The organism is Maribacter litoralis, assembly GCF_003075045.1.
In the GTDB taxonomy this organism is placed as follows: Bacteria; Bacteroidota; Bacteroidia; order Flavobacteriales; family Flavobacteriaceae; genus Maribacter; species Maribacter litoralis.
Window position 1 is genome coordinate 1177903 of record NZ_QCZD01000001.1, and the last position, 26964, is coordinate 1204866.

At 34.6% G+C, this 26964-nt stretch carries 26 protein-coding genes and 1 pseudogene; 18 read left to right on the forward strand and 9 right to left on the reverse strand.

Annotated features, from left to right (window positions below; genetic code table 11):
- The first annotated feature begins 85 nt into the window (after positions 1 to 85).
- The 5 genes from aceB (at position 86) to DCS95_RS05335 (ending at position 6103) form a co-directional block, all read left to right on the forward strand.
- Positions 86 to 1675, forward strand: a complete 1590-nt coding sequence (aceB, locus tag DCS95_RS05315) for a malate synthase A (protein WP_116769757.1) — start codon at positions 86 to 88, stop codon at positions 1673 to 1675.
- Between the two features lie 70 nt (positions 1676 to 1745).
- The gene (locus tag DCS95_RS05320; RefSeq protein ID WP_116769758.1) at positions 1746 to 3380 is read left to right on the forward strand and encodes an isocitrate lyase; all 1635 of its coding nucleotides are present in this window, start codon (positions 1746 to 1748) and stop codon (positions 3378 to 3380) included.
- 82 nt (positions 3381 to 3462) lie between these two features.
- The gene (rraA, locus tag DCS95_RS05325) at positions 3463 to 3942 is read left to right on the forward strand and encodes a ribonuclease E activity regulator RraA (protein ID WP_116769759.1); all 480 of its coding nucleotides are present in this window, start codon (positions 3463 to 3465) and stop codon (positions 3940 to 3942) included.
- 12 nt (positions 3943 to 3954) lie between these two features.
- Positions 3955 to 5127 (forward strand): pyridoxal-phosphate-dependent aminotransferase family protein, encoded by a 1173-nt coding sequence (locus tag DCS95_RS05330; protein WP_116769760.1) that lies wholly within the window; start codon positions 3955 to 3957, stop codon positions 5125 to 5127.
- Between the two features lie 307 nt (positions 5128 to 5434).
- The gene (locus DCS95_RS05335) at positions 5435 to 6103 is read left to right on the forward strand and encodes a hypothetical protein (protein ID WP_341865176.1); all 669 of its coding nucleotides are present in this window, start codon (positions 5435 to 5437) and stop codon (positions 6101 to 6103) included.
- Positions 6104 to 6296: 193 nt separating this feature from the next.
- Here DCS95_RS05335 and DCS95_RS20635 read toward each other — a convergent pair whose 3' ends face one another.
- The 3 genes from DCS95_RS20635 to DCS95_RS05350 all read right to left on the reverse strand — a co-directional run bounded on the left by DCS95_RS20635 (position 6297) and on the right by DCS95_RS05350 (position 8648).
- A complete protein-coding gene (locus DCS95_RS20635) occupies positions 6297 to 6512 on the reverse strand; it encodes a helix-turn-helix domain-containing protein (RefSeq protein ID WP_341865177.1) in 216 nt (71 codons plus the stop codon).
- Positions 6513 to 7129: 617 nt separating this feature from the next.
- The gene (locus DCS95_RS05345) at positions 7130 to 7381 is read right to left on the reverse strand and encodes a hypothetical protein (RefSeq protein ID WP_116769763.1); all 252 of its coding nucleotides are present in this window, start codon (positions 7379 to 7381) and stop codon (positions 7130 to 7132) included.
- A 493-nt stretch (positions 7382 to 7874) separates the two neighbouring features.
- Entirely contained in the window at positions 7875 to 8648 is a 774-nt protein-coding gene (locus DCS95_RS05350; RefSeq protein WP_116769764.1) for a DeoR/GlpR family DNA-binding transcription regulator, read from the reverse strand.
- A gap of 196 nt (positions 8649 to 8844) precedes the next feature.
- Between DCS95_RS05350 and DCS95_RS05355 the strand changes: the two genes are divergently transcribed.
- The 12 genes and pseudogenes from DCS95_RS05355 (at position 8845) to DCS95_RS20470 (ending at position 20878) form a co-directional block, all read left to right on the forward strand.
- The gene (locus DCS95_RS05355; protein ID WP_116770169.1) at positions 8845 to 10458 is read left to right on the forward strand and encodes a glycerol-3-phosphate dehydrogenase/oxidase; all 1614 of its coding nucleotides are present in this window, start codon (positions 8845 to 8847) and stop codon (positions 10456 to 10458) included.
- A gap of 71 nt (positions 10459 to 10529) precedes the next feature.
- The gene (gene glpK / locus DCS95_RS05360) at positions 10530 to 12020 is read left to right on the forward strand and encodes a glycerol kinase GlpK (RefSeq protein WP_116769765.1); all 1491 of its coding nucleotides are present in this window, start codon (positions 10530 to 10532) and stop codon (positions 12018 to 12020) included.
- Positions 12021 to 12046: 26 nt separating this feature from the next.
- Entirely contained in the window at positions 12047 to 12775 is a 729-nt protein-coding gene (locus DCS95_RS05365; protein WP_116769766.1) for an MIP/aquaporin family protein, read from the forward strand.
- A gap of 33 nt (positions 12776 to 12808) precedes the next feature.
- Entirely contained in the window at positions 12809 to 13579 is a 771-nt protein-coding gene (locus tag DCS95_RS05370) for a hypothetical protein (RefSeq protein WP_116769767.1), read from the forward strand.
- 397 nt (positions 13580 to 13976) lie between these two features.
- A pseudogene (locus tag DCS95_RS20680) lies at positions 13977 to 14420 on the forward strand (transposase); the annotation flags it as partial.
- Positions 14421 to 14514: 94 nt separating this feature from the next.
- Complete coding sequence (locus tag DCS95_RS05380) at positions 14515 to 15384, forward strand: helix-turn-helix domain-containing protein (protein WP_116769769.1); 870 nt, start codon at positions 14515 to 14517, stop codon at positions 15382 to 15384.
- Between the two features lie 93 nt (positions 15385 to 15477).
- Entirely contained in the window at positions 15478 to 16491 is a 1014-nt protein-coding gene (locus tag DCS95_RS05385) for an alpha/beta fold hydrolase (protein WP_116769770.1), read from the forward strand.
- A 321-nt stretch (positions 16492 to 16812) separates the two neighbouring features.
- Positions 16813 to 17397: a DUF6134 family protein gene (locus DCS95_RS05390; RefSeq protein ID WP_116769771.1), complete on the forward strand. Its 585-nt coding sequence runs from the start codon at positions 16813 to 16815 to the stop codon at positions 17395 to 17397.
- Positions 17398 to 17975: 578 nt separating this feature from the next.
- Positions 17976 to 19910: an oleate hydratase gene (locus tag DCS95_RS05395; RefSeq protein WP_116769772.1), complete on the forward strand. Its 1935-nt coding sequence runs from the start codon at positions 17976 to 17978 to the stop codon at positions 19908 to 19910.
- 82 nt (positions 19911 to 19992) lie between these two features.
- Complete coding sequence (locus DCS95_RS20580; protein ID WP_164674127.1) at positions 19993 to 20139, forward strand: 3-hydroxyacyl-CoA dehydrogenase NAD-binding domain-containing protein; 147 nt, start codon at positions 19993 to 19995, stop codon at positions 20137 to 20139.
- A 145-nt stretch (positions 20140 to 20284) separates the two neighbouring features.
- Positions 20285 to 20365 (forward strand): hypothetical protein, encoded by an 81-nt coding sequence (locus DCS95_RS20585; RefSeq protein WP_279629382.1) that lies wholly within the window; start codon positions 20285 to 20287, stop codon positions 20363 to 20365.
- A gap of 357 nt (positions 20366 to 20722) precedes the next feature.
- Entirely contained in the window at positions 20723 to 20878 is a 156-nt protein-coding gene (locus DCS95_RS20470) for a hypothetical protein (protein ID WP_244178390.1), read from the forward strand.
- Positions 20879 to 21266: 388 nt separating this feature from the next.
- On the opposite strand, the gene DCS95_RS20475 is transcribed toward DCS95_RS20470, so the two are convergent.
- From DCS95_RS20475 to DCS95_RS05415, 4 genes are all read right to left on the reverse strand, one after another.
- Positions 21267 to 22457, reverse strand: a complete 1191-nt coding sequence (locus DCS95_RS20475; RefSeq protein WP_341865183.1) for a BamA/TamA family outer membrane protein — start codon at positions 22455 to 22457, stop codon at positions 21267 to 21269.
- Positions 22450 to 23607: a patatin-like phospholipase family protein gene (locus DCS95_RS20480; RefSeq protein WP_244178391.1), complete on the reverse strand. Its 1158-nt coding sequence runs from the start codon at positions 23605 to 23607 to the stop codon at positions 22450 to 22452. Before DCS95_RS20480 ends, DCS95_RS20475 begins: the two co-directional genes overlap by 8 nt.
- 280 nt (positions 23608 to 23887) lie before the next feature.
- Positions 23888 to 24361 carry a DoxX family protein gene (locus tag DCS95_RS05410; RefSeq protein WP_116769773.1) on the reverse strand — a complete coding sequence of 158 codons (474 nt, stop codon included), beginning with the start codon at positions 24359 to 24361 and terminating at the stop codon, positions 23888 to 23890.
- A gap of 29 nt (positions 24362 to 24390) precedes the next feature.
- Complete coding sequence (locus tag DCS95_RS05415) at positions 24391 to 25263, reverse strand: alpha/beta fold hydrolase (RefSeq protein WP_116769774.1); 873 nt, start codon at positions 25261 to 25263, stop codon at positions 24391 to 24393.
- A 47-nt stretch (positions 25264 to 25310) separates the two neighbouring features.
- Between DCS95_RS05415 and DCS95_RS05420 the strand changes: the two genes are divergently transcribed.
- The gene (locus tag DCS95_RS05420) at positions 25311 to 25577 is read left to right on the forward strand and encodes a transposase (protein ID WP_116769775.1); all 267 of its coding nucleotides are present in this window, start codon (positions 25311 to 25313) and stop codon (positions 25575 to 25577) included.
- 137 nt (positions 25578 to 25714) lie between these two features.
- On the opposite strand, the gene DCS95_RS05425 is transcribed toward DCS95_RS05420, so the two are convergent.
- Positions 25715 to 26710, reverse strand: coding sequence for an IS3 family transposase (locus tag DCS95_RS05425; protein ID WP_244178407.1), 996 nt, complete (start codon positions 26708 to 26710; stop codon positions 25715 to 25717).
- Positions 26608 to 26895, reverse strand: a complete 288-nt coding sequence (locus DCS95_RS20485; protein WP_239986604.1) for a transposase — start codon at positions 26893 to 26895, stop codon at positions 26608 to 26610. The genes DCS95_RS05425 and DCS95_RS20485 overlap by 103 nt, the downstream gene beginning before the upstream one ends.
- Positions 26896 to 26964 lie beyond the last annotated feature (69 nt).

Consider the following 26964-nt stretch of genomic DNA (forward strand, 5'->3'; position numbering starts at 1 on the left):
ATTTTGCGAAAATAAATTTTTAGCGAACGTTCGCTTGTATTTTTGAAATCTTTTTTATAACATTGTCAAATAAAATAATAAGACCATGGAAAACACGCTTTCAAAAGTTCAGTTCGCCTCTGAAGTAAAAAATTACTATCCTGAAATTTTAACTGATGCTGCATTAGAATTTATTTTAGATCTTCATAAAAACTTTAATGCCAAACGATTGACTTTACTAAATAATCGTAAGGTACAGCAGAAGGTTTTTGATAGTGGAAAGTTTCCTCAATTTCCAAAGGAAACAAAAGTTATTAGAGAAGGCAGTTGGACAGTGGAGGAAATACCAGTAGACCTTCAAGATAGACGTGTAGAGATTACTGGCCCAGTAGATCGAAAAATGATTATCAACGCGCTAAATTCTAGAGCTAAAACATTTATGGCAGATTTAGAAGACAGCAATTCACCTACTTGGGGAAACAGTATTCAGGGGCAACAGAATTTAATAGACGCTAACAACAAAACCATTTCTTTAACCGATACTAAAAGAAATAAATCTTATACATTAAATACTGAAACAGCCGTTTTACTGGTTAGACCAAGAGGTTTACATCTTGATGAAAGACATATCATAATTAACAATGAAGTGACTTCAGGAAGCTTGGTTGATTTTGGTCTTTATGTGTTTCACAATACAAAAACTATGATGGCAAATGGCACTGCACCCTATTTTTATCTTCCAAAATTAGAGCATTTTACAGAAGCGCGTTGGTGGAATGAGGTTTTTACATTTGCACAAGACTATCTAAATGTTCCAAAAGGTACTTTTAAAGCAACCGTTTTAATTGAAACCATTACTGCAAGTTTTCAGTTAGACGAAATCATTTATGAACTTAAAGATCATATTGTAGGTTTAAATTGTGGTCGCTGGGATTATATATTTTCATATATCAAAAAACTTAGAAACCATCCAAACTTTGTGGTACCAAATCGTGATCAAGTTACTATGACAACGCCATTTATGGAAGCGTATTCAAAACTGGTAATTCAACGTTGTCACAAACGTGGTATCCTTGCTATTGGTGGAATGGCAGCTCAAGTTCCTATTAAAAATAACGAAAGAGCTAATGCCGCTGCTTTAGAAAAAGTAAGGCTAGACAAGGAACGTGAAGTGAAAAATGGTCATGATGGCACTTGGGTTGCCCATCCTGCTTTAGTAGATGTTGCAATGTCGGAGTTTAATAAACATATGACAACCAGTAACCAAATACATGTAACTCGTGACGATGTTCAAATAACTGAAGCCGATTTGGTTGAGCTCCCAAAAGGTACGGTTACAGAAGCCGGGATTAGAAAAAACATTAATGTTGGTATTTTATACTTGGAAGCTTGGCTAAGAGGTCATGGTGCTGTAGCTCTTTATAATTTAATGGAAGATGCTGCAACTGCTGAGATATCGCGAACCCAAGTATGGCAATGGTTAAAAAACGAAGTGTTACTAGAAGACGGCAGAAAATTTAACATTGAACTCTATATAGAGTTGCTTGATGATGAAGTGGAAAAAATTGTAGCAGAAATTGGAGAAAATGAAATTAAAAATACCAAGTTTAAACTAGCAATAGAGCTTTTTGACAAACTAGTTTTATCAGAAAACTTCGAAGAATTTTTAACACTTACAGCCTATCAACACATATAAAAAAATCCTGCGATTGCGACAACAATCAACAGGATCTAATTATTATTAATGAATAACGTATCACGAAATTATGAAAAATTTAGCACAAAGTAATTATAGTTCTGCATTGGAAACAGTTAAAAATCTTAAAGCAAAGTATGGAAATACTTGGAATGCGATTAACCCTGAAAGCGCAGCTAGAATGATTACCCAGAATCGTTTTAATACCGGTCTGGATATCGCCAAATATACCGCAACTATTATGCGAGAAGATATGGCGGCTTACGATGCAGATTCATCAAACTATACGCAGTCATTGGGTTGCTGGCACGGGTTTGTTGCCCAGCAAAAAATGATTGCGGTAAAAAAGTATCATAAAACTACTAGTAAAAGATATTTATACCTTTCTGGTTGGATGGTTGCAGCCCTACGTTCTGAATTCGGACCATTACCAGACCAATCAATGCATGAAAAAACGGCTGTTCCTAATCTTATAGCAGAAATCTATGCTTTTTTACGTCAGGCAGATGCTATCGAATTAAATGATTTGTTTAGAAGGCTAGAAAACGGAGAAGATGTACAAGATCAAATTGATAATTTTGAAACTCATATAGTACCAATCATAGCAGATATTGATGCTGGATTTGGTAATGAAGAAGCCACCTATTTATTATCAAAAAAGATGATAGAAGCTGGTGCTTGCGCCATTCAAATTGAAAATCAAGTGTCTGATGCTAAACAATGTGGACATCAAGACGGAAAAGTAACCGTACCTCATGAAGATTTTATTGCGAAATTAAATGCTATTAGATATGCGTTTTTAGAATTGGGAATTGATGACGGAATTATTGTTGCAAGAACAGATTCTGAAGGAGCTGGACTTACTCAAAAACTTCCTGTGAGTCAAGAACCTGAAGATTTGGCATCGCAATACTTAGCTTTTATAGAAGCGGAAGAAATAGCGGTTGATGATGCCAGAGAAGATGATGTATTGCTAAAAAGAGATGGCAAATTAGTGCGTCCGGTAAGATTACCAAATGGATTATATAAATTTAAAGATGGCTCAAATATAGATCGTGTTGTGTTAGATTGCATTACCAGTCTTCAAAATGGGGCAGACCTTTTATGGATTGAAACACCAACGCCAAATGTGAAGCAAATTGCTCACATGGTAAATAGAATTAAAGAGGTTGTACCCAATGCAAAATTGGTTTATAACAACTCGCCATCGTTTAACTGGACATTGAATTTCCGTAATCAAGCCTATGAAGAAATGCTTGCTGAAGGAGAGAATATGACAGTTTACAGTCAAAATAATTTAATGGCTGAGGAATACGATAATACAGAATTATGCCATCGTGCAGATCAAAAAATTAAGACTTTCCAGATTGATGGAGCAAGAGAAGCAGGTATTTTTCACCACTTAATTACGCTACCTACCTATCATACTACCGCACTTCATATGAATGATTTAACTGAAGGGTATTTTGGAGATGAAGGGATGTTGGCTTATGTAAAAGGTGTTCAGCGACAAGAAATCAGAAAAGACGTTTCTTGTGTAAAACATCAAAGAATGGCTGGATCTAACCTTGGTGATGACCATAAAACATTTTTTGCAGGAGACAAAGCTTTAAAAGCTAGTGGTGAAAAAAATACATCCAATCAATTTGAAGTAAAGTCTGAACACTCTAAGGTTGAAAAACGAGAATTAGTCTTAGATAAATAATTCTTATTCTATTTATTAATAAGGCAACACCGTAAATGTGTTGCCCTATTTAATACTATAATTTAATACACTTTTTGTAAATATGTTTACAACAGCAGACCTATGTGATAAGCACCCAGATCTCCTACTTTGTTGCGACTCTATTTTTCAAAGCTTCGGAAACAAAAAAAAGTTTTTTGGAAAGATTGTCACGATAAGATTATTTGAGGATAATTCATTGGTACGCCTACAATTGGAAACTGACGGAAACGGAAAAGTACTCATAATAAATGGTGGTGGCTCTTTGCGTTGTGCCTTGATCGGAGATCAATTGGCTGCATTGTCCATACGGAACAATTGGTCCGGTATCATTATCAACGGTTGCATCCGCGATAGCGATCTTATCAACACGATGGATGTTGGAATTAGGGCCCTTGCAACGTGTCCCGTTAAGAGTATTAAACGGAATATCGGCGAAAAGGATATTCCGGTGAAATTTGGTGGTGTCACCTTTATTCCGAATCAATTTGTATATGTTGATGTGGACGGAATAATTTTAAGCCAAAAAAATTTGTTGTACTAAAATAGAATTAAAATGAAGCATAGAAAATTACTCATGATCCCCGGTCCAATAGAGTTCGAACCGGAAGTTCTTCGTGCGATGGGAGTAGCCACTACCAGTCATGTGGCTCCCAACTTTATCGAGGTTTTCGGAAATACCCTTGAGTTGATGAAAAAAATATGGATGGCTCCTAACGGACAACCCTTTGTAGTTGCCGGGAGCGGTACTCTAGCTATGGATATGGCAGCCGCCAACCTTATTGAAAAGGGAGACTCAGCTTTGGTGATTTCTACAGGATACTTTGGAGAACGTTTTAAGGATATTTTGGACCGATATGGTGCAAATACGACTCTTTTAAAAGCATCGATAGGTGGCGTAGTTAGACTTGAAACCATTGAGGAAGAGCTTCAAAAAAAACAATACAAGGTACTGACGTTTACCCATGTGGACACTTCTACCGGAGTGATGGTTCATCCTGAACCTATCTCTAGATTGGCGACTAAATATAAAGTGCTAAGTATTTTAGATGGCGTTTGTTCGGTAGCGGGCGAAGAAATTAGGCAAGAAGAATGGGGAATCGATATCGTCTTGACAGGGTCTCAAAAAGCTATTGGCGTGCCGCCTGGTCTTGCATTGTTGGTTGCCTCCCAGCGAGCTATTAAGATTTGTGAAAATAGAAAAACACCTGTATGCAATTATTATGCCGATTGGAGCAATTGGCTCCCGGTAATGAGAGCTTATGAAGAAAGGCGCCCTTCCTATTTTGGTACCCCGTCGGTCAATTTAATCTTAGCATTGGAAACCAGCTTGAAAATTATATGTGAGGAGGGCATTGTCAAAAGGGTAAGAAGACATCAATATTTGGCCAATGCGTTTAGGGCGGCCACAAGTTCGATTGGCCTAGAAATATTACCAGAAGTAAATTCTATAGCCGCCAATACCTTAACAGCGGTGTACTATCCCAAAGGCATTGATGGTGTATTATTGCGCGCCAAAATGGGTGATAGCGACGTGATTATAGCCGGAGGGTTGCTACCGGAAATAAAAGCCACCTATTTTAGAATAGGTCATATGGGCTCCGTCTCCTCAAACGATCTTATAGCGGTATTAGGTGCCTTAGAGCGAGCCTTATTTGAATTAGGTCATCCTTTTAAGTTGGGAAAAGGGTTGCAAACTTTTCAAGATGAGCTCTTAAAAGCTAATTAGTTAGACCATTATAATAATACCAAATTATTAAAATAAGTCAAAGTATGCTAGTATGATTAGACTAATGAACATCCTACCATTCCTATTTGAAAAATTCCTTTCGGAGAAAACCCGTAGAAAAATTGAAAAAATCATTCTCAATGTTGCAATATTGAGTTTTTTTATTCACTTAGCTGCTATCTATCTATCGAAGTTCGATTTTATAGAAGTCCCGTTAAACCAAGAATTCATTAATAACCCGATATCTGCAATTTATACACCCTTTTCTTTTATTCTTATTTATGAAGTTTATCTATTAGTTTATTATTTGCCAAAATCTTTTACAAATTATATAATAAAGCAATATGAGATTATCACGCTAATTATCATTCGCAAATTATTTAAAGATTTATCGTCTTTAGAACTTTCTTCAAATTGGTTCGAAATAAAAGAAGACCTACAATTTACTTACGATTTAGTAGGATCTCTACTTCTTTTTTATTTGATATTTCAATTTCAAAAGCAAGGCAAACAAAGATTCGAGCAAAAAACAAACTTAAAACCCATACTTAAAAGATTCATTAGAAAGAAAAAATTAATTGCGATAATTTTAGTGCCTTTATTTTCCGGCATGGCCTTATATACACTCCTAGATTGGTTTAAAAAAGCGTCTCTATCTACCAACAAATTTCCGAAATTTGACAGTATCAACAACCTCTTTTTTGACCAAATTTTTACGGTATTAATTCTTGTGGATGTAGTATTGCTTTTAATCACCTTCTTTTATACCGACCAATTTCATAAAATCATCAGAAACTCCGGTTTTATTATCTCGACGATTTTAATTCGAATTTCATTTGGAGTTAGTGGATTAGTTAATACTATACTCATTCTAGTAGCGGTTCTTTTTGGGTTGGCAATTATTACAATTCACAATAAATACGAAAGAGATAATTTGCCCAATAACTCAATAAAAAATAGTGGAGTGCGCCTATAATATATAGAATATGTCAATTAGGTATGCAGCCTTAACCATTTTAAATTCAAACTGTCACAATGAAAGGTAGCAGATTTGTGTGTACCATTTTTCAGTTGAAAAACAAAGGTAGCAGAAAAGTACCCAACTTTTAGTTTAGCTCTTAACTGCTATTTTTTATATACGTTAGCTGTAGAGGTTCTTAAATCACTTATTAATTAAATGCTTTCCTAAATTCTAAAGGTGTTAATTCCGTTTTTTTCTTGAACAGTTTTCCGAATGATTGAGGATGTTCAAATCCTAATCCGTAGGCAATTTCATTGACAGATAATCCCGTTGTCGAAAGTTTTTCTTTTGCCAATTGAATTAGTTTTTCGTGGATAAATTCCTGCGTACTTTTTCCAGTCAATGTTTTTAGCAATCTACTCAAATAATTAGGTGATAGGTTTAAAGAACTGCATATGCTCTTAACTGCAGGTAGTCCCCTCGTTATCAAATTTTCTCTTTTAAAATAGTCGTTTAAAAGATTTTCAAATTGTTCTAGTAAGGCGTGATTGGATTTTTTTCGAGCGATAAACTGTCTTTGATAAAAACGTTCGGAACGGTTAAGCAATAACTCTAATTGAGAGATAATCTCATCTTGACAAAGTTATCAATATTAGACTGATTAAACTACTCCCCATCTGTAAGACAGTTTAAAGGTATTCCTTAGTTTATCATTGACCTCCTCCCTGAAATTAAAACCCAACCAATATTTTGTTCTGCTAATTGATATAAACTATGGTCTATAGAATAACAATGGTCAGCAGCTATTTCTTCCAATAGAGTTAAGTAAGATGGTGGTTGGCGATGCCCACCAAATACATTCATCTCAAAATATCTTAGTTCAAATTGTTTATCGAAATAGTTTTCAACCACCTTACTTTCCCTTTTATTGATGTCTATGAATTTCTTTATAATGGGTATTCCACTGAAATAAGAATTGGTTCATCATCGGTATATGTTTCTTAGGTAGAAAATTTATCTTTGTGGCTGGCTGATACCTATTCAGTTTTCGACGAAGTCTTTATTTTGTGAAATTATCGAAGTAAAGGTTTTGGAGCCAACATATATAAGGAAAGACGGTGCATTCTCCGATAAAAAATAAATAGGTGAAGCATCTTTCCTATTGTCCTCATCTTCGGCACAAGTGGTCTTATAGTGATGATTTTTGGTTGAAGGATTTTCTTTTAAATAGGAATACATATCCAATTCGGCCGCATCATTAACGATGACGCCTTTAATCAAACTGATACACATTAAATATTTTAAATTATACAAATTTTAGTATTAAAATGGTTTCTCTCTGAATAACTACGAAAGCTCATAAAGGTATATGTTTAATATGGATAGGTTAAAAAACATTCTTTTTAAAGAATTTGATTCGAACTTTCATAAGCATTATGTTGTAAGTATTTTTAGTACTATATTGTATTCAAAAATTGTTAAGGGCATGGAATATCTCAAATATATGCATACATGCCTTTATCGATTATATTTCTTAGAAAATACTACAAATCTCACCTAACTAATAATCTTTTTTTGTTGTAAAATAAATAACTATATCTTAAAATTTCAAAAGTTCATAGTGTAGCTAAATAAAAATTAACTACTTTATAATCAATTAAATACACAACTATATCACTGCTTAAAACAACTATTTTGATCCCTCAGGGTTTACATAAGAAAAGCACAAAAATTCCATTCTAGCCCTAAACAGTTCTTTATGAATCTATAAGAGTAATAAAAATATTCAGTCATTTTTTATTTCTTCACCAACAATTTGCACACTAATCCCTCTTTCTTCTAGTTTTTTTAACATTTGCTGCGATATATTTTTATCTGTTATAATTAAATCAATCTTATTTAAAGGGCAGATTTTAGCAAAACTCCTTATACCAAATTTTGATGAATCAGCCAAGACAATTAGCTTATTGGAGGAGTTTATCATTCTTTGATTAAGCCGAGCCTCCTCTAAATTAGATGTAGTAAGACCGAACTCCAAATCAATTCCATCTACACCCATAAACAACTTACTACAGGACATATTATCCAAAAATTGAATAGCATAATCGCCAATTACAGAAAATGAACTTTGTCTTACAAATCCTCCAAGTTGCAAGACCTTTACTTTTTTATTTCTACTAAGTTCCAAGGCTATATTCAAAGAAGAAGTCACCACAGTTAAACACTTCTCAGGATCCAAGGCTTTGGCTAATGCCAGCACACTTGTTCCTGATGCTATGATTATAGAATCGTTATTTGATATAATAGCTGAAGCCGCATTGGCTATTCCCGTTTTTTCGATAACGGAAATCTTCTCCTTTTCAATGATTGACCTGTCATTGGCGTAGGGGTTTTTTAGCGAAGCACCCCCATGGGTTCTAAATAGTAACCCTTTTTCCTCCAAGAATTTTAAATCTTTCCTAATAGTAACCGCCGAAACTCCCAATATCATGCACAAGTCTAAAACTTCCACATGTTTATCCTCGTCTAGCTTATCGAGTATAGTCTGATGTCTTTTCATAAGAATAAAAATATGGGCAAATATAAAGAAACGAAACTATCCTTTCAAAAACACAATATTTAAACACCAATTAGATCTACGATTTAGCTAAAAATACAACCAATATATTCATTATATATCAATATTATGTTTCGTTTATTTTCATATTAAAGATAATTATATATATTTGCTATGTTATCGAAACTAAATGAAGCATATGAATAATAATATATTTAATAGAAGTGTAATAACGAAACAATTAGAAATAGTTGGTAATTGGGATGTAATTGTGATTGGCGGAGGGGCGACGGGATTGGGCATCGCTCTTGATAGTGTTACCAGAGGATACAGAACTCTATTGTTAGAACAGGTGGATTTTGCAAAAGGAACTTCCAGTAGAAGTACAAAACTTGTGCATGGCGGAGTACGTTATTTGGGACAGGGACATATCGATTTGGTAAAGGAAGCCTTGTATGAAAGGGGGCTACTTTTAAAGAACGCTCCGCATTTGGCAAAGAACCAAACCTTTATCATTCCAAATTATAGCTGGTGGAATGCAATTTTTTATACTACCGGACTTAAGGTTTACGATTTTTTGTCTGGGAAACATAGTCTAGGAAAATCTACATTTATTTCCAAATCCAAAGTATTAAAAAGAATAAAAACCGTCAACAAGATAAAATTAAAAGGAGGCGTTAGTTACCAGGATGGTCAATTCGATGATGCTCGTCTAGCCGTAAACGTTGCCCAAACTTGTATAGAAAGAGGCGCTACTGTATTGAATCATTTTAAGGTAAATGAATTACTAAAAAATCACAATGGAACAATAAATGGTGTCGTTGCTACAGATACCGAAACTAAAAGAACATACCACTTAAAGGGAAAAGCGATCATAAATGCTACAGGTGTTTTTGCTGACGATATCCTAAAAATGGATAAATCCACAGGCAAAAATATGATACGCCCTAGCCAAGGAGTGCATTTGGTATTGAACAATACTTTTCTGCCTGGCGCCGATGCTATTATGATACCAAAGACCGATGACGGTAGAGTTTTGTTTCTTGTGCCATGGCATGATAAGGTTATTGTAGGAACTACCGACACTTTATTGGATGAGCACAGTCTCGAACCAAAAGCTTTGGAGGAAGAGGTCGACTTTATCCTTTCCAACGTTAATGCCTATCTGTCTAAAGAAGTGAGCCGAAAAGATGTACTTAGCATATTTGCAGGGCTAAGACCTTTGGCTGCACCACAGGATGAATCCGAAAAAACAAAAGAGATATCAAGAAGCCATAAAATAGTGACTTCCGATTCCGGATTAATATCTGTTATAGGAGGTAAGTGGACCACTTTTAGAAAGATGGCCCAAGATACTTTGGATAAGGTAATAAAAGCAAAAATGTTACCTGAAAGGAAATGCATCACTCAAGACTTAAAAATACATGGAGCAAAAGAAACCAATGACTGGAGCAACCATTTATATGTATATGGTAGTGATCAGGAAGGTATTCAAAAATTAATACAGGAAAACCCAAAACTGGGAAAGAAAATACACATTAATGCTGCATACATACAAGCAGAAGTTATATGGGCCGCAAGATTTGAAATGGCAAGAACCGTAGAAGACGTCTTGGCAAGGAGAGTAAGAATGTTATTCTTAGACGCACGGGCTGCAATTGAATCCGCACCTATCGTTGCCGAACTATTAGCGCAAGAACTTAACAAAAATAAAAATTGGGAACAAGAACAAGTGCAACAGTTCTCTAGAATAGCAAGTCATTACGTACTAGGTCAGACTGATATTCCCCAAAGAACCAAAGTAAAACAATAAAAATCAATCGACTCTTTTAGTTAACATTAATCCGAAAAGGGTTAAACCTTTTCACTAACTCACTTTTTAAAATGGATAAATATATTCTTGCCCTTGATCAGGGCACAACAAGTTCACGTGCTATACTTTTTGATAAAAAAGGTAACATCATCTCTGTTGCTCAAAAAGAATTCACCCAATACTTTCCTAAACCGGGATGGGTAGAACATGATCCCATGGAGATTTGGTCAACACAAGCAGGGATCGCAGCAGAAGTAACAGTAAAAAAAGGATTAAATGGCTCTAATATTGCTGCCATAGGGATTACCAATCAAAGAGAAACTGTTGTAGTTTGGGACCGTAAAACGGGAAAACCAGTTTACAATGCCATCGTTTGGCAAGATAAGAGAACTTCGGCATACTGTGACGAGCTAACAGTCAACGGAAAAACAAGTCTAATTCGTTCAAAAACAGGTCTGGTTATAGATTCTTATTTCTCCGCCACCAAAGTAAAGTGGATTTTAGATAATGTAGAAGGCGCAAGAGCAAGAGCGGAAGCTGGTGATCTTATACTAGGAACCATAGATACTTGGTTAATATGGAACTTTACCAAAGGAGAAAAACACGTTACCGATGTTACTAATGCCTCAAGGACATTAATGTATAACATTAATACGATGGAATGGGACGATGAACTTTTAGCCCTGTTTACTATACCAAAAAGTATGTTACCAGAAGTAAAGCAGTCTAGTGAAGTATATGGTTATACTAAAACTACTGTTTTTGCAACATCCATACCAATAGCAGGTATTGCAGGAGATCAACAAGCAGCCTTATTTGGCAGTATGTGTATTAGAAAAGGGATGGTGAAAAATACTTATGGGACAGGATGTTTTATGCTTATGAACATTGGAGACCAACCTCAATTGTCTGAAAATAATCTTTTAACTACAGTGGCATGGCAAATAGACGGAAAAACACAGTACGCTCTAGAAGGCAGCATATTTGTAGGGGGCGCAGTAGTGCAATGGTTGCGAGACAGTCTTAAATTTATAAAAACTTCAGCTGATGTGGAAAAACTGGCCAATGAGGTTACTAGCTCAGAAGGAGTATGTTTTGTTCCTGCCTTTGCTGGTCTTGGCGCACCGCACTGGAATCAATATGCACAAGGTACTATTTTTGGATTAACTAGAGGTAGTACAGATGCTCATATTGCACGAGCGGCATTAGAATCAATCGCATATCAAACAATGGATATTCTTAAGGCCATGGAGGCAGATACTGATATTTCTATCAAAGAGTTACGTGTAGATGGTGGTGCTACTGTAAACAATATGTTAATGCAGTTTCAAGCCGATGTCCTGGACACAGTAACTGTCAGGCCTAAAGTTGTTGAAACTACTGCAATGGGAGCAGCTTATCTTGCCGGTCTTGCTGTGGGATATTGGAAAAACATAGACGAGATTCAAGAAATTTGGCAAGCGGACGTACACTTTAAACCTTCTCAGGATAGAACTGAAACGGAGGAGGGAATTAAACGCTGGTATAAAGCAATTGATGCGTTAGAACATTGGACTAAATAATTATAATTTAATTAAAATTTTAAATAATGACACCATTTATAGCAGAAATTATAGGAACGATGTTCCTAATTACACTTGGGGGCGGAGTTGTCGCCAATGTTCTATTGAACCTAACAAAGGGGAATAATAGCGGTTGGATCGTAATTACCACAGGCTGGGCATTAGGAGTATATGCAGGTGTAGTAATCGCAGGACCTTACAGTGGGGCCCATCTTAATCCAGCAGTTACCATTGGGTTGGCCGTTGCAGGTAAATTTCCTTGGGAATCAGTACCCATATATCTACTAGGAGAAATTATAGGGGCTATGTCAGGAGCCCTTATCGTTTGGATCGTTTACAGAAACCACTTTGAGCAAACCGAAGATACAGGCCTAAAAAGAGCTGTATTCTGTACCGATCCGGCTATTAGAAAACCCCTAAACAATCTGATCAGTGAAATCGTTGGCACATTTTTTCTTGTGTTTGCTATCTTTTTCTTCACTGATGCGAGTTTTCAGCAGAACGAAACAGAAACTATAATAGGCATGGGCTCCATAGGAGCAATTCCCGTAGCGCTCATAGTTTGGGCCATTGGTCTTTCTTTAGGAGGTACAACAGGTTATGCTATTAATCCAGCTAGGGATTTGGGACCAAGAATAATACATGCTATTTTACCAATAAAAGGTAGTAGTGACTGGGGATACGCCTGGATTCCTGTTGTAGGTCCAATTATTGGAGGTGTGATGGCAGCAGTTTTATATGGAGTAGTACTATAATCAACATACAATTAAACTCAATTAATTTTAAAAATGAAAAAAGGAATTCAGCTACTTTTGGTGGCTTTAATATCAATACAGTTGGTTTCTGCACAACAATCAGAAATTAAAGATAGCCCATTAGATTTTACCGTAGATTTAAAATCAAATCATTTATGGAGAGGTATAATAATTACTGACAAACCTATGTTAGCTGTTCAAACTATAGTTTCTTTAAACAAATCTTGTAGTTTTACGACAGGCTTTTGGGGAGGAATGTCTTTTTCAAATGAAAGTGATGGATCTTCTTATAAAGAAATAAACTATTATGTCCAATATGCTAATAAAAGATTCTCTATTGGATTATGGGATTTATTCAACACAAGAAGAGTTGATAGTCCTGATGTTTGGGATTATGACAAGGAAAGTTCAGGACACTTATTAGACCTAAGGACATCTTACAACTTTGGAGAAAGCCTCCCCTTAACTTTAGAAGTAGATTTGGTTTTATTTGGAAGTGGGGATTCTCAATATTCCGACGATTTGGATTTTGAGCAGCGGTATTCTACTTACCTTCAAGTATCTTATCCATTGGTGAAAGAAGCAAAAGTCAATTTAAATGGATTTGTAGGTACTGGATTTTCATTGAATGGGGATACTCATTTATATGGAGATGGAGAAGAAAATTTTGACGTGGTAAACATTGGGCTAACAGCCTCGAAAACAATTAAATTAGGAGATTATAACTTACCTATTTCAGCAACAACATTATGGAATCCTTCCTTAAAGTTTGCTCGGGTACAATTAGCAGCTAGACTATTTTAATGATTTTCAACTAAACAAACCGCCCGAGATGTCATTTTTAGTCGATTATTTTCTTGAAAATTAACAATATGTTGCCTCTATTAGGGAATGCAAAAGAAAAACAGGAAATAAAATGATTAAAGAGATTAGTAACACCTAATGTGTGTAAAGTACAAAATAGCGGGACCTATTCCCGCTATTTTTTTATTTAACAATAAATATATACACATTATAAAGAAAAAAGATTTGTTCAACGGTGACTTTTTAAAGCCGTTCAAGACAAGAGGTGAACTTACAACCATATATCTAAAGTTCATTCGCGTCTTTTTATATGTCTATTAAAACAAAGACTAGGATCTCCTCTCTACGAACTTGGACACCTAATGAATTAACTGTTACCTTCAAGTATGTGCTCTAGGAGTCCAAAACCCAAATTTGTGTTGCCCATCAAAACAGAAATTCCTGAAGATATGTGGAACGAAAAGAACAAAAGAGATGAAAAGTATCTATTACTATGCTCCTACCCTAAGCACAGCAAAAGCCGCGTTCGAGGACTTTGCTATAAATGGAGGCATAAGTATTTCGACATCATCAAAAGCTTATAGGACAACTTAACACTTTTTATGAATTCCCAATAGAGTTCATAAAAATTATTTATACCACCAAACTTATAGAGAACCTGAATGGAAAAATCAGAAAGTACAACAAGAACAAACTTTCATTCCCGACATATGATGCGGTAATGAAATCCGTATATTTGGCAACAAAGGAGACGACCAATAAGTCGTCCATGCCCATCACGAACTGGGGCATTTTTTTAAATCAGTTCCTTACGATCTATGAAAAAAGGTTCCATCTTTAAAAAAAGTCAAACCCTCATTTCTTTTTAACTTACACACTTTACAGTATAGTGTTATATTAACCAAGTATCTGGGTTTTTAGAGGTAAAAATTAGAATGAAAAACTACGAAAATTTAAAAGACACGCTTTCCTTTTATAATATAGATTGTGACAATTCATTTTACATATCAACGGGCGAATCTATTTTTAAATTTCCTGAAAAGCCTTTTCGGATGGACTACTATGCTTTTTGCATTTGTACTCGAGGAGAAATTGATTTGGAAATTAATACGATTAAATATAAAATAAGTGTAGGCAGTATTATTTGTTCATCACCTTCAACAATAGTTCATTTTCTTAATGATACTAATGACTTTCACATGCAGTTAGTGTTTTTCAAGAAAAATTTTCTGTTGTCCAATATTTCAGATCCTTTTATTATAGAAAAAATGGAACTGTTTCAGAATGATTCATATTCCATCATTAATACTTCAAAAAAAAACACAGAAGTCCTATTAGATATCATTGACAAACTAAAGGATAAAGAAAAAAAAATAGGTGAGTTTACCAACCAGATTATCCGCACTCTAATATTCCATCTCCTCTTAGAAATTGCAGAAATATATCATAATGTAGCTCCTGATACCATCGAGAGTAAAGATCTTCAAAAAAATTTCTACTTTAAATTTAAGAAACTTGTTCAGGAAAATATTTTATTACAAAAATCTGTTCAGTTCTATGCGAACCAATTATGCATTTCCAATAAATACCTAATAGAAATCACTAAATGCACAATAGGTAAAACACCTCACCAAATCATAAATGAAGCCATATTAAAAGAGGCGATTGTTTTATTGGGTAACCCTGATTTATCAATCTCTGAAGTTGCCTATAAACTTCGGTTCAATTCTGTTTCCGCCTTTGGGAGGTTTTTTAAACGGCAAACCACTTTCTCTCCTTCAGAACACAGAAGTGGTAAAAAATGAAGCCACCAATATTTGAGGATACAATTTCTGAATTTCGGGATATATTAGATTCAGAGGTATTGATAAATTTGTAAAAAAATAAAACCATCTAAAATGGATAAAATAACAAATAGTTTACTAAACACCCTAATACTTGGTACCATGTTTTTTTCTGTTTTGAGTATGTTTGCCATTCCCTCTCCCAGCAAACAAAACCAAGGTGAAACCACAATATTAAAACATGTAAAACATGGTTATGTTAATTCAGGAGGAGTAAATATACATTATGCCGAACTAGGAAATGGCCCACTTGTAGTAATGATTCATGGATTTCCTGATTATTGGTATACCTGGAGAGATCAAATGGCTGTTCTATCAAAAAAATACCATGTAGTTGCTATAGATCAACGAGGTTATAATAAGAGTGATAAACCTATTGGTGTTGAAAATTACACTATGAAAAAATTAGTAGGAGATGTTGCAGCAGTGATTCATCATTTTAAACAGGAGAAAGCAATTATTATAGGTCATGATTGGGGAGGTGCTGTTGCCTGGCAGTTTGCTATTAACCTACCAGATATGACAGATAAACTTATAATTTTAAATATTACACATCCCAACGGAATGCTTAGAGAATTAGCGAATAACCCGACCCAACAAGAAAGTAGTAGCTATGCCCGTAAGTTTATAGATGGAACAGCAGAAGACCCTACTATTTTATTTGGTAAACCTATGACTGCTGAAAACTTAGCGTTTTGGGTAAAGGATTCCGTTACTCGTATTCAGTATGTATCTGCTTTCAAAAGGTCGAGTTTTGATGCCATGCTGAACTTTTATAAAGCAAACTACACGAGAGAGCCTTATATGGAGGAATGGAAAAAAGCACAAGAGAATCCTTTGCCAAAACTCAAAATGCCGTTGCTTATTTTTCATGGTCTAGAGGATACCGCAATTAATGCTAATGGTTTAAATAATACATGGGAATGGGTAGAAAAAGATATGACACTTGTTACCGTTCCCGGTAGTGGTCATTTTATACAGCAGGATGCTAGTGAATTTGTAACTAAAACAATGAAGTCGTGGCTCAATTTACAAACAGAGCTCAATAGAGCATATGACAAAGGTTAAAAAATATCTTTTTAAAAGTATCGAATTAGTCCAACTTATAATATAGGAATTAGCCGTATAGTAGTTGCTAAATGGGAACGGGATTCTTCAAATAGATGGTCCATACCGATTAGTTTTGGGTTTGGGGGTACCACAAAAATTGGAAGATTGCCTGTAAATTTAAGCTATGAAGTACATTACTATGAAAAATCTCCAGAATTAATAGGAACGCAATGGAACTTTAGATTTACGCTTTCTACAGGGATTCTTAATCTTCTTTTATATATTTACATCACTGAAAATTAAAACTATAGTATTATATTTTATCAACTAAACATAGGTATGAGATCAATTTTACTTCTGTTTTTATTTTTTTGGGGATTTAATCTCCACGCTCAAGTCGAAAAACAAGTTTTTAGGATTGTTCATAACAATAAAAATATAGGTGTTCTTTATGCAAAAAAGAATCTGTTAGACGATAAGATTATTTATAGCAATCGAACAGAGATTAATACCCGAATACTAACCAAAATACAGGTAGATTATAATTATAAAGTGATTTATAAAAACGACTCACTTTTCAATGCCAATGTATTAATCCTCTTGAATGAGAAAGAAAAAACAAATACATATACCGACACAGATGAGAATGTCTACATTTTTCATGAAAATGATAAAGAAAAAAACCGAATAAAAGAGACTATCACTTATAGTACTGTAAACCTGATTTTTGAAGAACCTGAAAATATCACCAAAGTATATGCAGAAGAATATGGAACCTTTCATTATCTAAAAAAAATTAGCTCTCATCTTTATGAAAAAACTAATCATAAAGGAAAAACCAGTAGCTACAAATATAAAAGCGGAAAATTACTGGAAGCAGAAATTGATACTGGATTTATTAGCTTTAAAATTATTGCCCAATAAATACCCTAAAGCGTTAGTAAAACTGAGTATCCTTCTATTTTCAGAAAAGATTGCCTATTGGATTAAATTCTAATCTTTAATAATTAGTAAATTACTTTTTGATTATGGATTGTCCTTATTTTGCCTTCAATACTGAGCTTCATATTAATGCATAGTTCAAGGAGGGTGAATGTCTCGGGAGTTAACCGGCTTTCTTGATGGATGACGTTTATTTCAAAGGCCTTTTGCAATGTTTCTTTGCCTCATTGCACATCCGCGGAATTTGATATCGACCGGGCATTTAACACATTTGCTCCTAAATATAAGTTTTCAAAAGCACGACTGCTAAAACCCGCATCAATTCCTAAATAAATCCTTATTGCAAGATGTGTTATTTTTATTAGAGAACTTTGAATTATCTGTCCTCGAAATTGTCAATAAACTTCAATTTAATTTTACTTCTATTTTCGGAAATTTTTATTAATTGGTAAGTAATGAAAACACAAAAATTTGAGGATATAATTTCTGAATTTCGGGATACATTAGGTTTTAGAGATAGTTATAAATTTGTATAGAGCAAAAAAATAAAACTATCTAAAATGGATAAAATAACATCAAAATTTGACAAAATATTAAGCGCATCAATTTATGTTGGAAATGTAGAGCATGACCCGGATGCAAGCAAAGAAGTATTGAGTAATTCAAAAGATAAGCCTATGCCTTTTCCTGATTTAACGGGAAACTATCAACGTAACAAAGGTATCCCTTCTAAATCATTTAAAGACAGTAAAGTATATATTGTAGGGAGTGGTATTGCTGGTTTGTCTGCGGCTTATTATTTTATTAGAGATGGACATATTCCAGGGAAAAATATTGTTTTTCTAGACCAACTCTCTATAGAAGGTGGTTCGCTTGATGGTGCAGGAAATGCTGAAGATGGTTATATCATCAGAGGAGGTAGAGAGATGGAGATGACTTATGAAAATCTTTGGGACATATTTCAAGATATTCCTGCTTTAGAAATGCCTGCTCCATATAGTGTTTTAGATGAATATCGTTTGTTAAATGACAATGACCCAAACTATTCAAAAGCCCGATTAATTCATAATAAAGGCGTTGTCAAAGATTTTAGCAAGTTTGGTTTAGAGAAGAAAGATCAATTAGCTATCGTAAAGCTTTTATTAAAAAAGAAAGAAGATTTAAATAACTTAACCATTCAGGACTATTTTAGTGAATCTTTTTTACAAAGTAATTTTTGGATTGTATGGCGTACTATGTTTGCGTTTGAGAACTGGCATAGTTTACTAGAGTGTAAATTATATATGCACCGTTTTTTACACCTTATTGATGGGATGAAAGATTTATCTTGTTTAGTCTTTCCCAAATATAATCAGTATGATACGTTTGTAAAACCTTTAACCGAGCATTTGAAATCCAAAGGTGTAAAAATTCAGTTTGATACCTTGGTTAAAGATTTAGATATTCAAATTAATTCTGAAGAAAAAATTGTAAAAGGCATTATTACTGAACAAAATAATAAAGAAGTAGTAATTGCTGTAAGAGAAAACGATTATGTAATTGTTACCACAGGTTCTATGACTGAAGATACGTCGTATGGAACTAACACAAAACCAGCTATTGAAGCTATTGACAACAGTCAAAGTGGTAAAAGTGATGGTTGGAAATTATGGAAAAATTTAGCAGCCAAATCGCCTGTTTTTGGAAAGCCTGAAAAATTTTGTGGTAATATAGAAAAATCAGCTTGGCAATCAGCAACGTTAACCTGTCGCCCTTCAGATTTAACTGAAAAGTTTAAAGAATATTGTGTAAATGATCCCTATTCAGGAAGAACAGCTACAGGAGGTATTGTAACCATTACTGATTCTAACTGGTTGATGAGTTTTACCATTAACCGTCAACCTCATTATCCTACACAACCAGATGATATTTTAGTTGTTTGGGTTTATGCTTTATATATTGACAAACAAGGAAATCATGTTCAAAAAACTTTGCCTCAATGTACAGGTAACGAAATTTTATCTGAATTATGTTATCACCTTGGTTTGGAAAATCAATTAGAGAATGTAATAGAAAATACTATTGTTCGTACTGCATTTATGCCTTATATTACCTCTATGTTTTTACCTAGAGCTGTTGGCGATAGACCAGAAATTGTACCTAACGGATGTAAAAATTTAGGACTTGTTGGCCAGTTTGTAGAAACTAAAAATGATGTTGTATTTACCGTAGAGTCATCGGTGAGAACTGCCAGAACTGCAGTTTATAAGTTATTAAATTCTAACAAGCAAGTGCCAGATATTGCAGGTGCACAATACGATATTCGCCATTTATTAAAAGCAACTAAAGCTTTAAATGATTATAAATCCTTTCCTGGTGAAGGAATTTTAAAACGTGTCTTAAAAAACACTTATTTTGAACATATTTTACCTATGGACGAAGAACCTGAAGAGCATCATGACTCTTTTATTGCAGAGCAATTTGGAAAACTTCAAGAGTGGGCAAAAAGTCTTTAAATAACAATTAAAAAAAATGGGCCTTGATGTTATTATCAAATCCCATTTTTATAAAATTCAATATATACGTAATCTTTAAAATGTGAATTACAAAAATATTACCGTAGCGGGAAGTGGCGTTTTGGATTACCAAATAGCATTTCAAGCGGCTTTTCATAATTTTAATTTAACCGTTTATGATATTAATGATGAAATGTTAGCAAAGGCTCAAGTAAAATTCACAACATGAGCACTGTTTTTAAAGGAGATTTAAATGCTTAGTAGGCAGAAATAGAGGTTGATTTCGCTAATTTAAAGTACATCAAATTTAGCAGAAGCCGTAAAAAGATGCCGATATATTAATTGAATCCATACCTAAAAACCCAAACATCAAAATAGATTTTTATAAAAAACTGGCTAAAGTTGCCGTAGAAAAAACCGTGTTTGCAACCGACTCCAAGCTTTTGCCAAGTTAATTAGCGAGGGTTACTGGATGACCTTCCAAATTTTTATCGCTTCATTTGCTAATGATATTTGGAAATAAGATACCGTCTAAATTATGGGCGAACCAGCAACAAACCCTGAGGTATACAACGATGTTGTTGCTTTTGCTAAACCTGTAGGTATTTAAGCCTTGCCCTTGTATAAAGAACAACCTTGTTATATATTAAACTCTTTACTAGTACCCTTTTTAAGTTCTGGCACAAGCCTTTTAGTTAATAAAGGAACAGCGGTTCAAACCATCGATAAAACTCATATGAAAGCCCTCTGGTGCTCCTATGTCCTTTTGCTTGGATATTTTAGGAATTAATACGTTGTACAACATTAATAAAATGGCTTCCGAAGAATCGGAAGATCCTTTAAAAATTAAAATGACCGAATATTTAAAGGAAAACTTTGTAGACGCAAATAAATTAGGTGTTTCAACCGTAGAAGGTTTTTATACATATCCTAACCCTGCTTATAAAGATGATGACTTTTTAACCTAAAACACTTGTGTTTTTAATATTTTATTAGCCTTATTGGTTGCTATTTCAAAGCAGTCTCTTGCTTCAAAATATGCTATTGAGCATATAATAGATGAACACTTTTACGTATAGTTCAAGGTCTCTAAACTAATTACCCTAACATGTGGTCTAGGCAAAATTCTGTTTCACAGTTGTTTACATCTTTATGTGCGCATTTTTAGACTCCCTTTGTGATGTGTTCATTTTACTTTTCGTATATAGACCTATGGACCTAACCAGTAATTTTTTAATATGTGCTATTGAGAGAAATAACTCTACCAATTAAAAAATAACTAAGCTATTTATATTTAAAAAATGCAGGATGTTTTCAGTTAATCGGACGTATGCACGGTTAAACAGGGATATTTGATCAATTTGATTGATTTATGGGAAATCCAATGCCAATAAAAAATCTAAGGTTATTGGTGCTATTTACCCAAGATAGATCAATATTTACAGGGCCAAGAGGTGATTTGAAGGAAACCATCGTACCAACAGAAGCCAAAAAACTGGGGGCATCATAATTTTCCCATTTACCTTTAGTGGAGAAAACATCGACAATAAAATCATCAAAATTTCCAAAACCCACAGAGGCCATATTTATATGGGGTGTAAAATACAAATTACGAGTTGTATTTATTTGAAGCCCGAGGCCAACCTTTATAAATTGACTAACTGCTAACTCGCTTTCCGTTAAACCAGGATATATGTAATGGTCATTCCTTGGATCTATAATATTTCCGCCTAAAAAATATTTAGCGCCATAACCAAAAGTAGAAAAGAGATAATCATTTTCTTCCGTATTGTCTTCAAAGAGAAAACCAGAATTGAGGTCTACAATTCCAGTTAACTTTGCTGTAAAAGTAAATCTTTCTTCAATGCCTAGATTCAACTTGGTGTAGTCATTAACGGCCACATCGATTTCAGCAATATTAGGGTCCGAATAGCTAACTTGGACGTTGTTGTGAAATGACCTTGATAGAATTGCTTGAATTTGAGTACCCTTGGTAGGGTATAGTACATCGTTGAAATTACTGTGTTTAAAATGTGTATATATCTCATAGGATTGAAAATTATATTGTTCTAAACTTAAAATATTGTCATTAAATTCGGGATTGATTGTTGGCTTTAATTTGCTGTATTCATATTTCACACCCAAGCCGGCATAGCTTTTTAACGAGCTTAAATTTCGATTAATTTGATTATCAAATTGAAAATATTGGAATTTGACCTTGTCAACATTTTCTCCTTCAATAAATATTTTTTGTTCAAGAAGCTGACCAAAAAATTCTGTTCTCCACCACCAGTCCCTGTCTCCTCCAAAATTTTTCTGATGTTGTAACCTTGCTTTTGGTTGCTCTGCTATATCCAAGGTAATTAGAGAACGTGACGCCTCACCTATAATATTTCTACCAGTATAATTAGCAATAACTCCAGCCCCACGATACCCGTCAAAGTGTAACGATCCTTTAATTTGATGCTTTGATTTTTCAACTCCTTTTAAAGTGATACCAAATTTATTGTCATCTCTTAACCGTGTAAATTCAATATCTTTAAATATTGTTGTAACCCATAGCTCTACCTAGCCCATCTTCAATTTCTTGAATGGAATATTTTTTATTAGGCTGCAAATCTGTTCTGGCTTTAACCAGTGCTAAGTTAGATTTGCTTATGTTATGATAAACAATGGTATCAAATATAAATTCGTTTTTTGTAATAGGAAGGTGATGCCTCTTTTGTTCAAATTTTTTCAATTTAATTGATAAAGCTACCAATGCATCAATATTTTGATTAGTAGCGGCCTTACCTTCTTCATAAATCTCGTTCACATTGAAAAAGTCTGCGGTAGAATATGTTAAATAAGGTGCGTGGTCAATGAGTATATCGCAAATTTGACGGTTTTTTGGCCGTTTAATATTACTATTTATCATATTCCCTTGAAATAGTAATGAACTAATATTATTCAAACTTTCAATAGTTTTAGGGTTATCTCCTACATCACTCCCTATTATGATGTCTGCTCCTAAATTTTTAGCAACATCTGCAGGGAAATTATTTAATAATCCTCCATCTACTAAAAGTGTATTCTTATAACGAATTGGCGAAAAGACTCCGGGAATTGACATACTCGCGCGCATTGCAAAAGCAAGGGAGCCTCTATCTAAGACAACCTCTTTTCCATTAATTATATCTGTTGTAACCGCCCTAAATGGTATAGGGAGATTATCAAATAACTCAATCTCATAACTAGGGATGGAAATAAAAGCAATAAACTCTCTTAAATTTTGATCATTAATAAGATAGGCTCCAGTAGTGATTTTTCCCTTTTTAAGTTCTAATTCAATCAGGTATTTATTATACTCACTCTTTTCTTCTGCACCAACACTTTTTAGCGACACACCTCCCCCCAAAAGTTTTTCCCATTTAACATTTTTTGTAAGACTCGCAATACTGTCGCCAGAATACCCCATAGCATATAGTCCACCTACAATGCTCCCCATACTAGTACCCACTATCAAATCTGGAACAATATGTAAGGAATCTAATACTTGAAGCGTGCGAATATGTGCAATGCCCTTTGCGCCTCCTCCACTTAAAACCAAAGCTACTTTTGGTTTTTTTTCTTGAGCAAAAAGCGTTCGTGGTAAAAGTATGCAAAGGCATAATAACAGTAGGTACAGGGTTTTGTTCTTTTTTAAATTTTTAAGCATTTGAAAGTATTTGTTTTAGAGTGCTACTATTTCTAATTAACAAAGTATCTTAACAATAATCTTGAATTAAATCGAGACAATAGAATAATTTTTATCTTCAGAAATAAATTATGAAAGGTTATTTAATTAAATGTAACCAATAATATTATTTGTATGAATAGATTTTGGAATTTGAAACTAATTAAAATAGTTAGAACCAAAGAGCCCACTGAAAAAGTACCTCAAGAGATTGAAGTATATGTTAATAAAACCAATTTTTGAAAGGATTTTTTCAGTGACCTTAATTAATATCCCCATATTTGATAATTTGTATGGCTTTTATATCAATTATTTTTTTTGAATTTCTCCACGCTCTCCATGATCCCGCTGACCACAGTGCCCAAACAATTAAAACTGGTTGAAAGAAAAGCCTGATTAATCGGGCTCTATCTGAATCCAATGCCCCAAAGGCATCTTTTCCATCCAAATACTGAGCGATATTTCCGGGGAATACCAGCATAAAAAATAGCGCCAAAGCCCATCCAACTTTTCCACGGTACTTTGTCCAGAACAGTAAGGCCATGCCTAGGCTTATTTCAACAATTCCAGATAAAATAACAACGAAATCCTTACTTAATGGCAGCCAATCCGGTACCTGGGCCTGAAAATCTATCCGATTGAACGTTAAGTGGCTATATCCGGCAAAAATCATGAAGAAGGCCAGTACTACTCTGAATATATTTTGAACAAGTGTTTTTTTTACTTTTTTTTTCATCCTTACGTTGTTTTAAATTGTTATATACTTTAAATAAAATTATTATTGGTCCATTCGAATATCTTCTTGTAAACCGTTTCTCTCACTGGCTTTTTGGATAGGACCAAATCGTGCATTCCATTTTCTATCGTGCAAGACATTACGTTACCTTTGATTTTATTGGTGTAATATTGAATATGTTTGACGTTCAGAATAGCATCACCCACCATGAAACACTCAGGCCACTTTTTTTCATATATAGATTTACTGCTGTGTAATACAAGCGCTGGTACATCTAAACTTAGGTTATTTTGAATGTTTTTCTGAGCATTGTGGATAGCATTGATAAAGCCCAGATTTACTTTTGGAATGTCATGAGGTTTCCAAGCAAGCGAATAGTTCCATTCACCATATTTGTCAATATGAAGGCTATGGCCATATAGTTTTGAAAAGCCGCTTGAAATCAACTTGTTTGGAGAATACTTGCTTAGAAACGATAATATAGGAATCCCTATCTTTCTTTCAATGAAATTGAGATTAAATTCATAAAAGGGACTGTTACAGATAATTCCCTGAAATAAGTCGCTATTTAAATGATTCCCTGCATAATTTGTTACAATGAGCCCACCTGTAGAATGCCCCATTAAAATAACTTCTTTGTTCTTTTCTGATTTAATGATTTGCAGGGACTTACTTATTTCCTCATCATATTCCAAAAGTGAACGAACATTATTCAATTTTTGATGATTCAATAACGAACGGCCGTACTTCCGTAAATCCAGCGCGTAAAAATTATAACCTTCCTTGTTAAAACGTTTCGCCATTTGGTCCTGAAAGAAATAATCGTTGAAACCATGAACGTATAAGATAGCTTTAGTGGTTATCGTATCTGATTTTCTACGTGTAGGCTTCCCTAAAAACAGGACAGTAGATAATTCGAATTTATTAACTTTAAATTCAAACTGTCACGATGAAAAACAGCAAGTTTAGCGAGAGCCAGATTATCAAGGCTCTAAAGGAGAATCAACAAGGAAGATCCGTTGGAGATGTCTCTAGGGAATTAGGGATAGATAAGAGCACATTCTACTACTGGCGCAAGAAGTACGGCGGTATGGAACAACAGCAACTCAAGCGTTTAAAAGAGCTAGAGGACGAGAATAACAGACTAAAACAAATGTACGCGGATGTGAGTCTGGACAATAAGATGCTAAAGGACGTATTGTCAAAAAAGTTCTAAGACCTTCCGACAAGAGAGTTCGGGTAAAGTATCTGATCAAGGAATATGGGATTCCTATTGTTCGTGCCTGTAAGGTCACAGGTCTTAACAGATCGATGTGTGGACTTGCAACAAAAAAGTGGACAATTAGATAAGAGTCATGCTGCTATTTTTTGATTATACAATTCTATTTCAATTTCCTCTATAGTCTTATATCCCAAAGAGGAGTGTATTCTTCTTCTGTTATACCAGGTCTCTATCCATTGGAAGACAGATAGTTCGGCTTCTGACCTTAGGTTATAGCTATGTTCATAGACCCATTCTACCTTTAGGCTCTTAAAGAACGATTCAGCTACTGCATTGTCCCAACAATTACCTTTTCTGCTCATACTTTGTTTTATCGATCCATTATATCTTTTCAGGATATCTGTAAAAGTGGAACTGGCGTATTGAGACCCCCTATCGGAATGGAATATAAGTTCTTTTGTGATATTGTTCGATTTAATGGCCATATTCCATGCAGGGACTATAGTGTCGCCGGTACTTAAGGTTTGGCCCATCGACCATCCAACGACCTTCCGGTGGAACAGATCTATAATTACTGTTAAATACATCCAGCCTTGTTTGGTCTTTATATAGGTGATATCCGATACCCAAACCTGGTTCGGTCTATAGACGGTAAAATCCTGATCTAATATATTGGGTGCAACTGGATAGTTGTGCTTGCTGTGGGTCGTAGTTTGAAATTTACGCTTTCTTTTGGCAAACAGGTTATTTGCCCTCATTATCCTAGCTACCCTAGGTCTTGAGATGCAATATCCCCTTTTCCAGAGCTCCGCTTTGATCCTCGGTGCCCCGTAACTCCCAAAACTATCCTCATAAACATCTCGGATGGTAGATGATATGGCCTCGTTCTCCATCACTCTTTTGGAAGGAACCCTGCCCAACCAATCGTAATACCCGCTTTTGCTTATCTTGAACATTTTGCACATCTTCCCGACTGGAAATTTAAATTTATGGTGTTTTATGAACCTATATTTTTCCTGTCGCTCTAGGAGAAGATGGCTATCGCCTTTTTTAAGATATCTCTTTCTAGTTCGGCATTCCTTAACTTCTTCTTCAATTCTGCAATTTCCCGTTGCTCGTCCGTTAATTTGGGGTTTCCCTTGCCCGGGAAACTGTTCCTGCCATAGGCATCCGATTCCCTGCGCCAACGGCTCAATACAGATGTAGGGATATCCAGTTCCCTGCAAATCTCGACAACGCTACCACGTGCGTAACTAAGTTCTACAGCTTTTTCCTTAAACTCTGCAGTGTAATTTCTTTTTTCTCTTGACATTTTTCAAAGTTAATTTTAATAACTAAAACGCTCTTAACTCTATGTCCGGTTAAATATAGTAAGTCCATA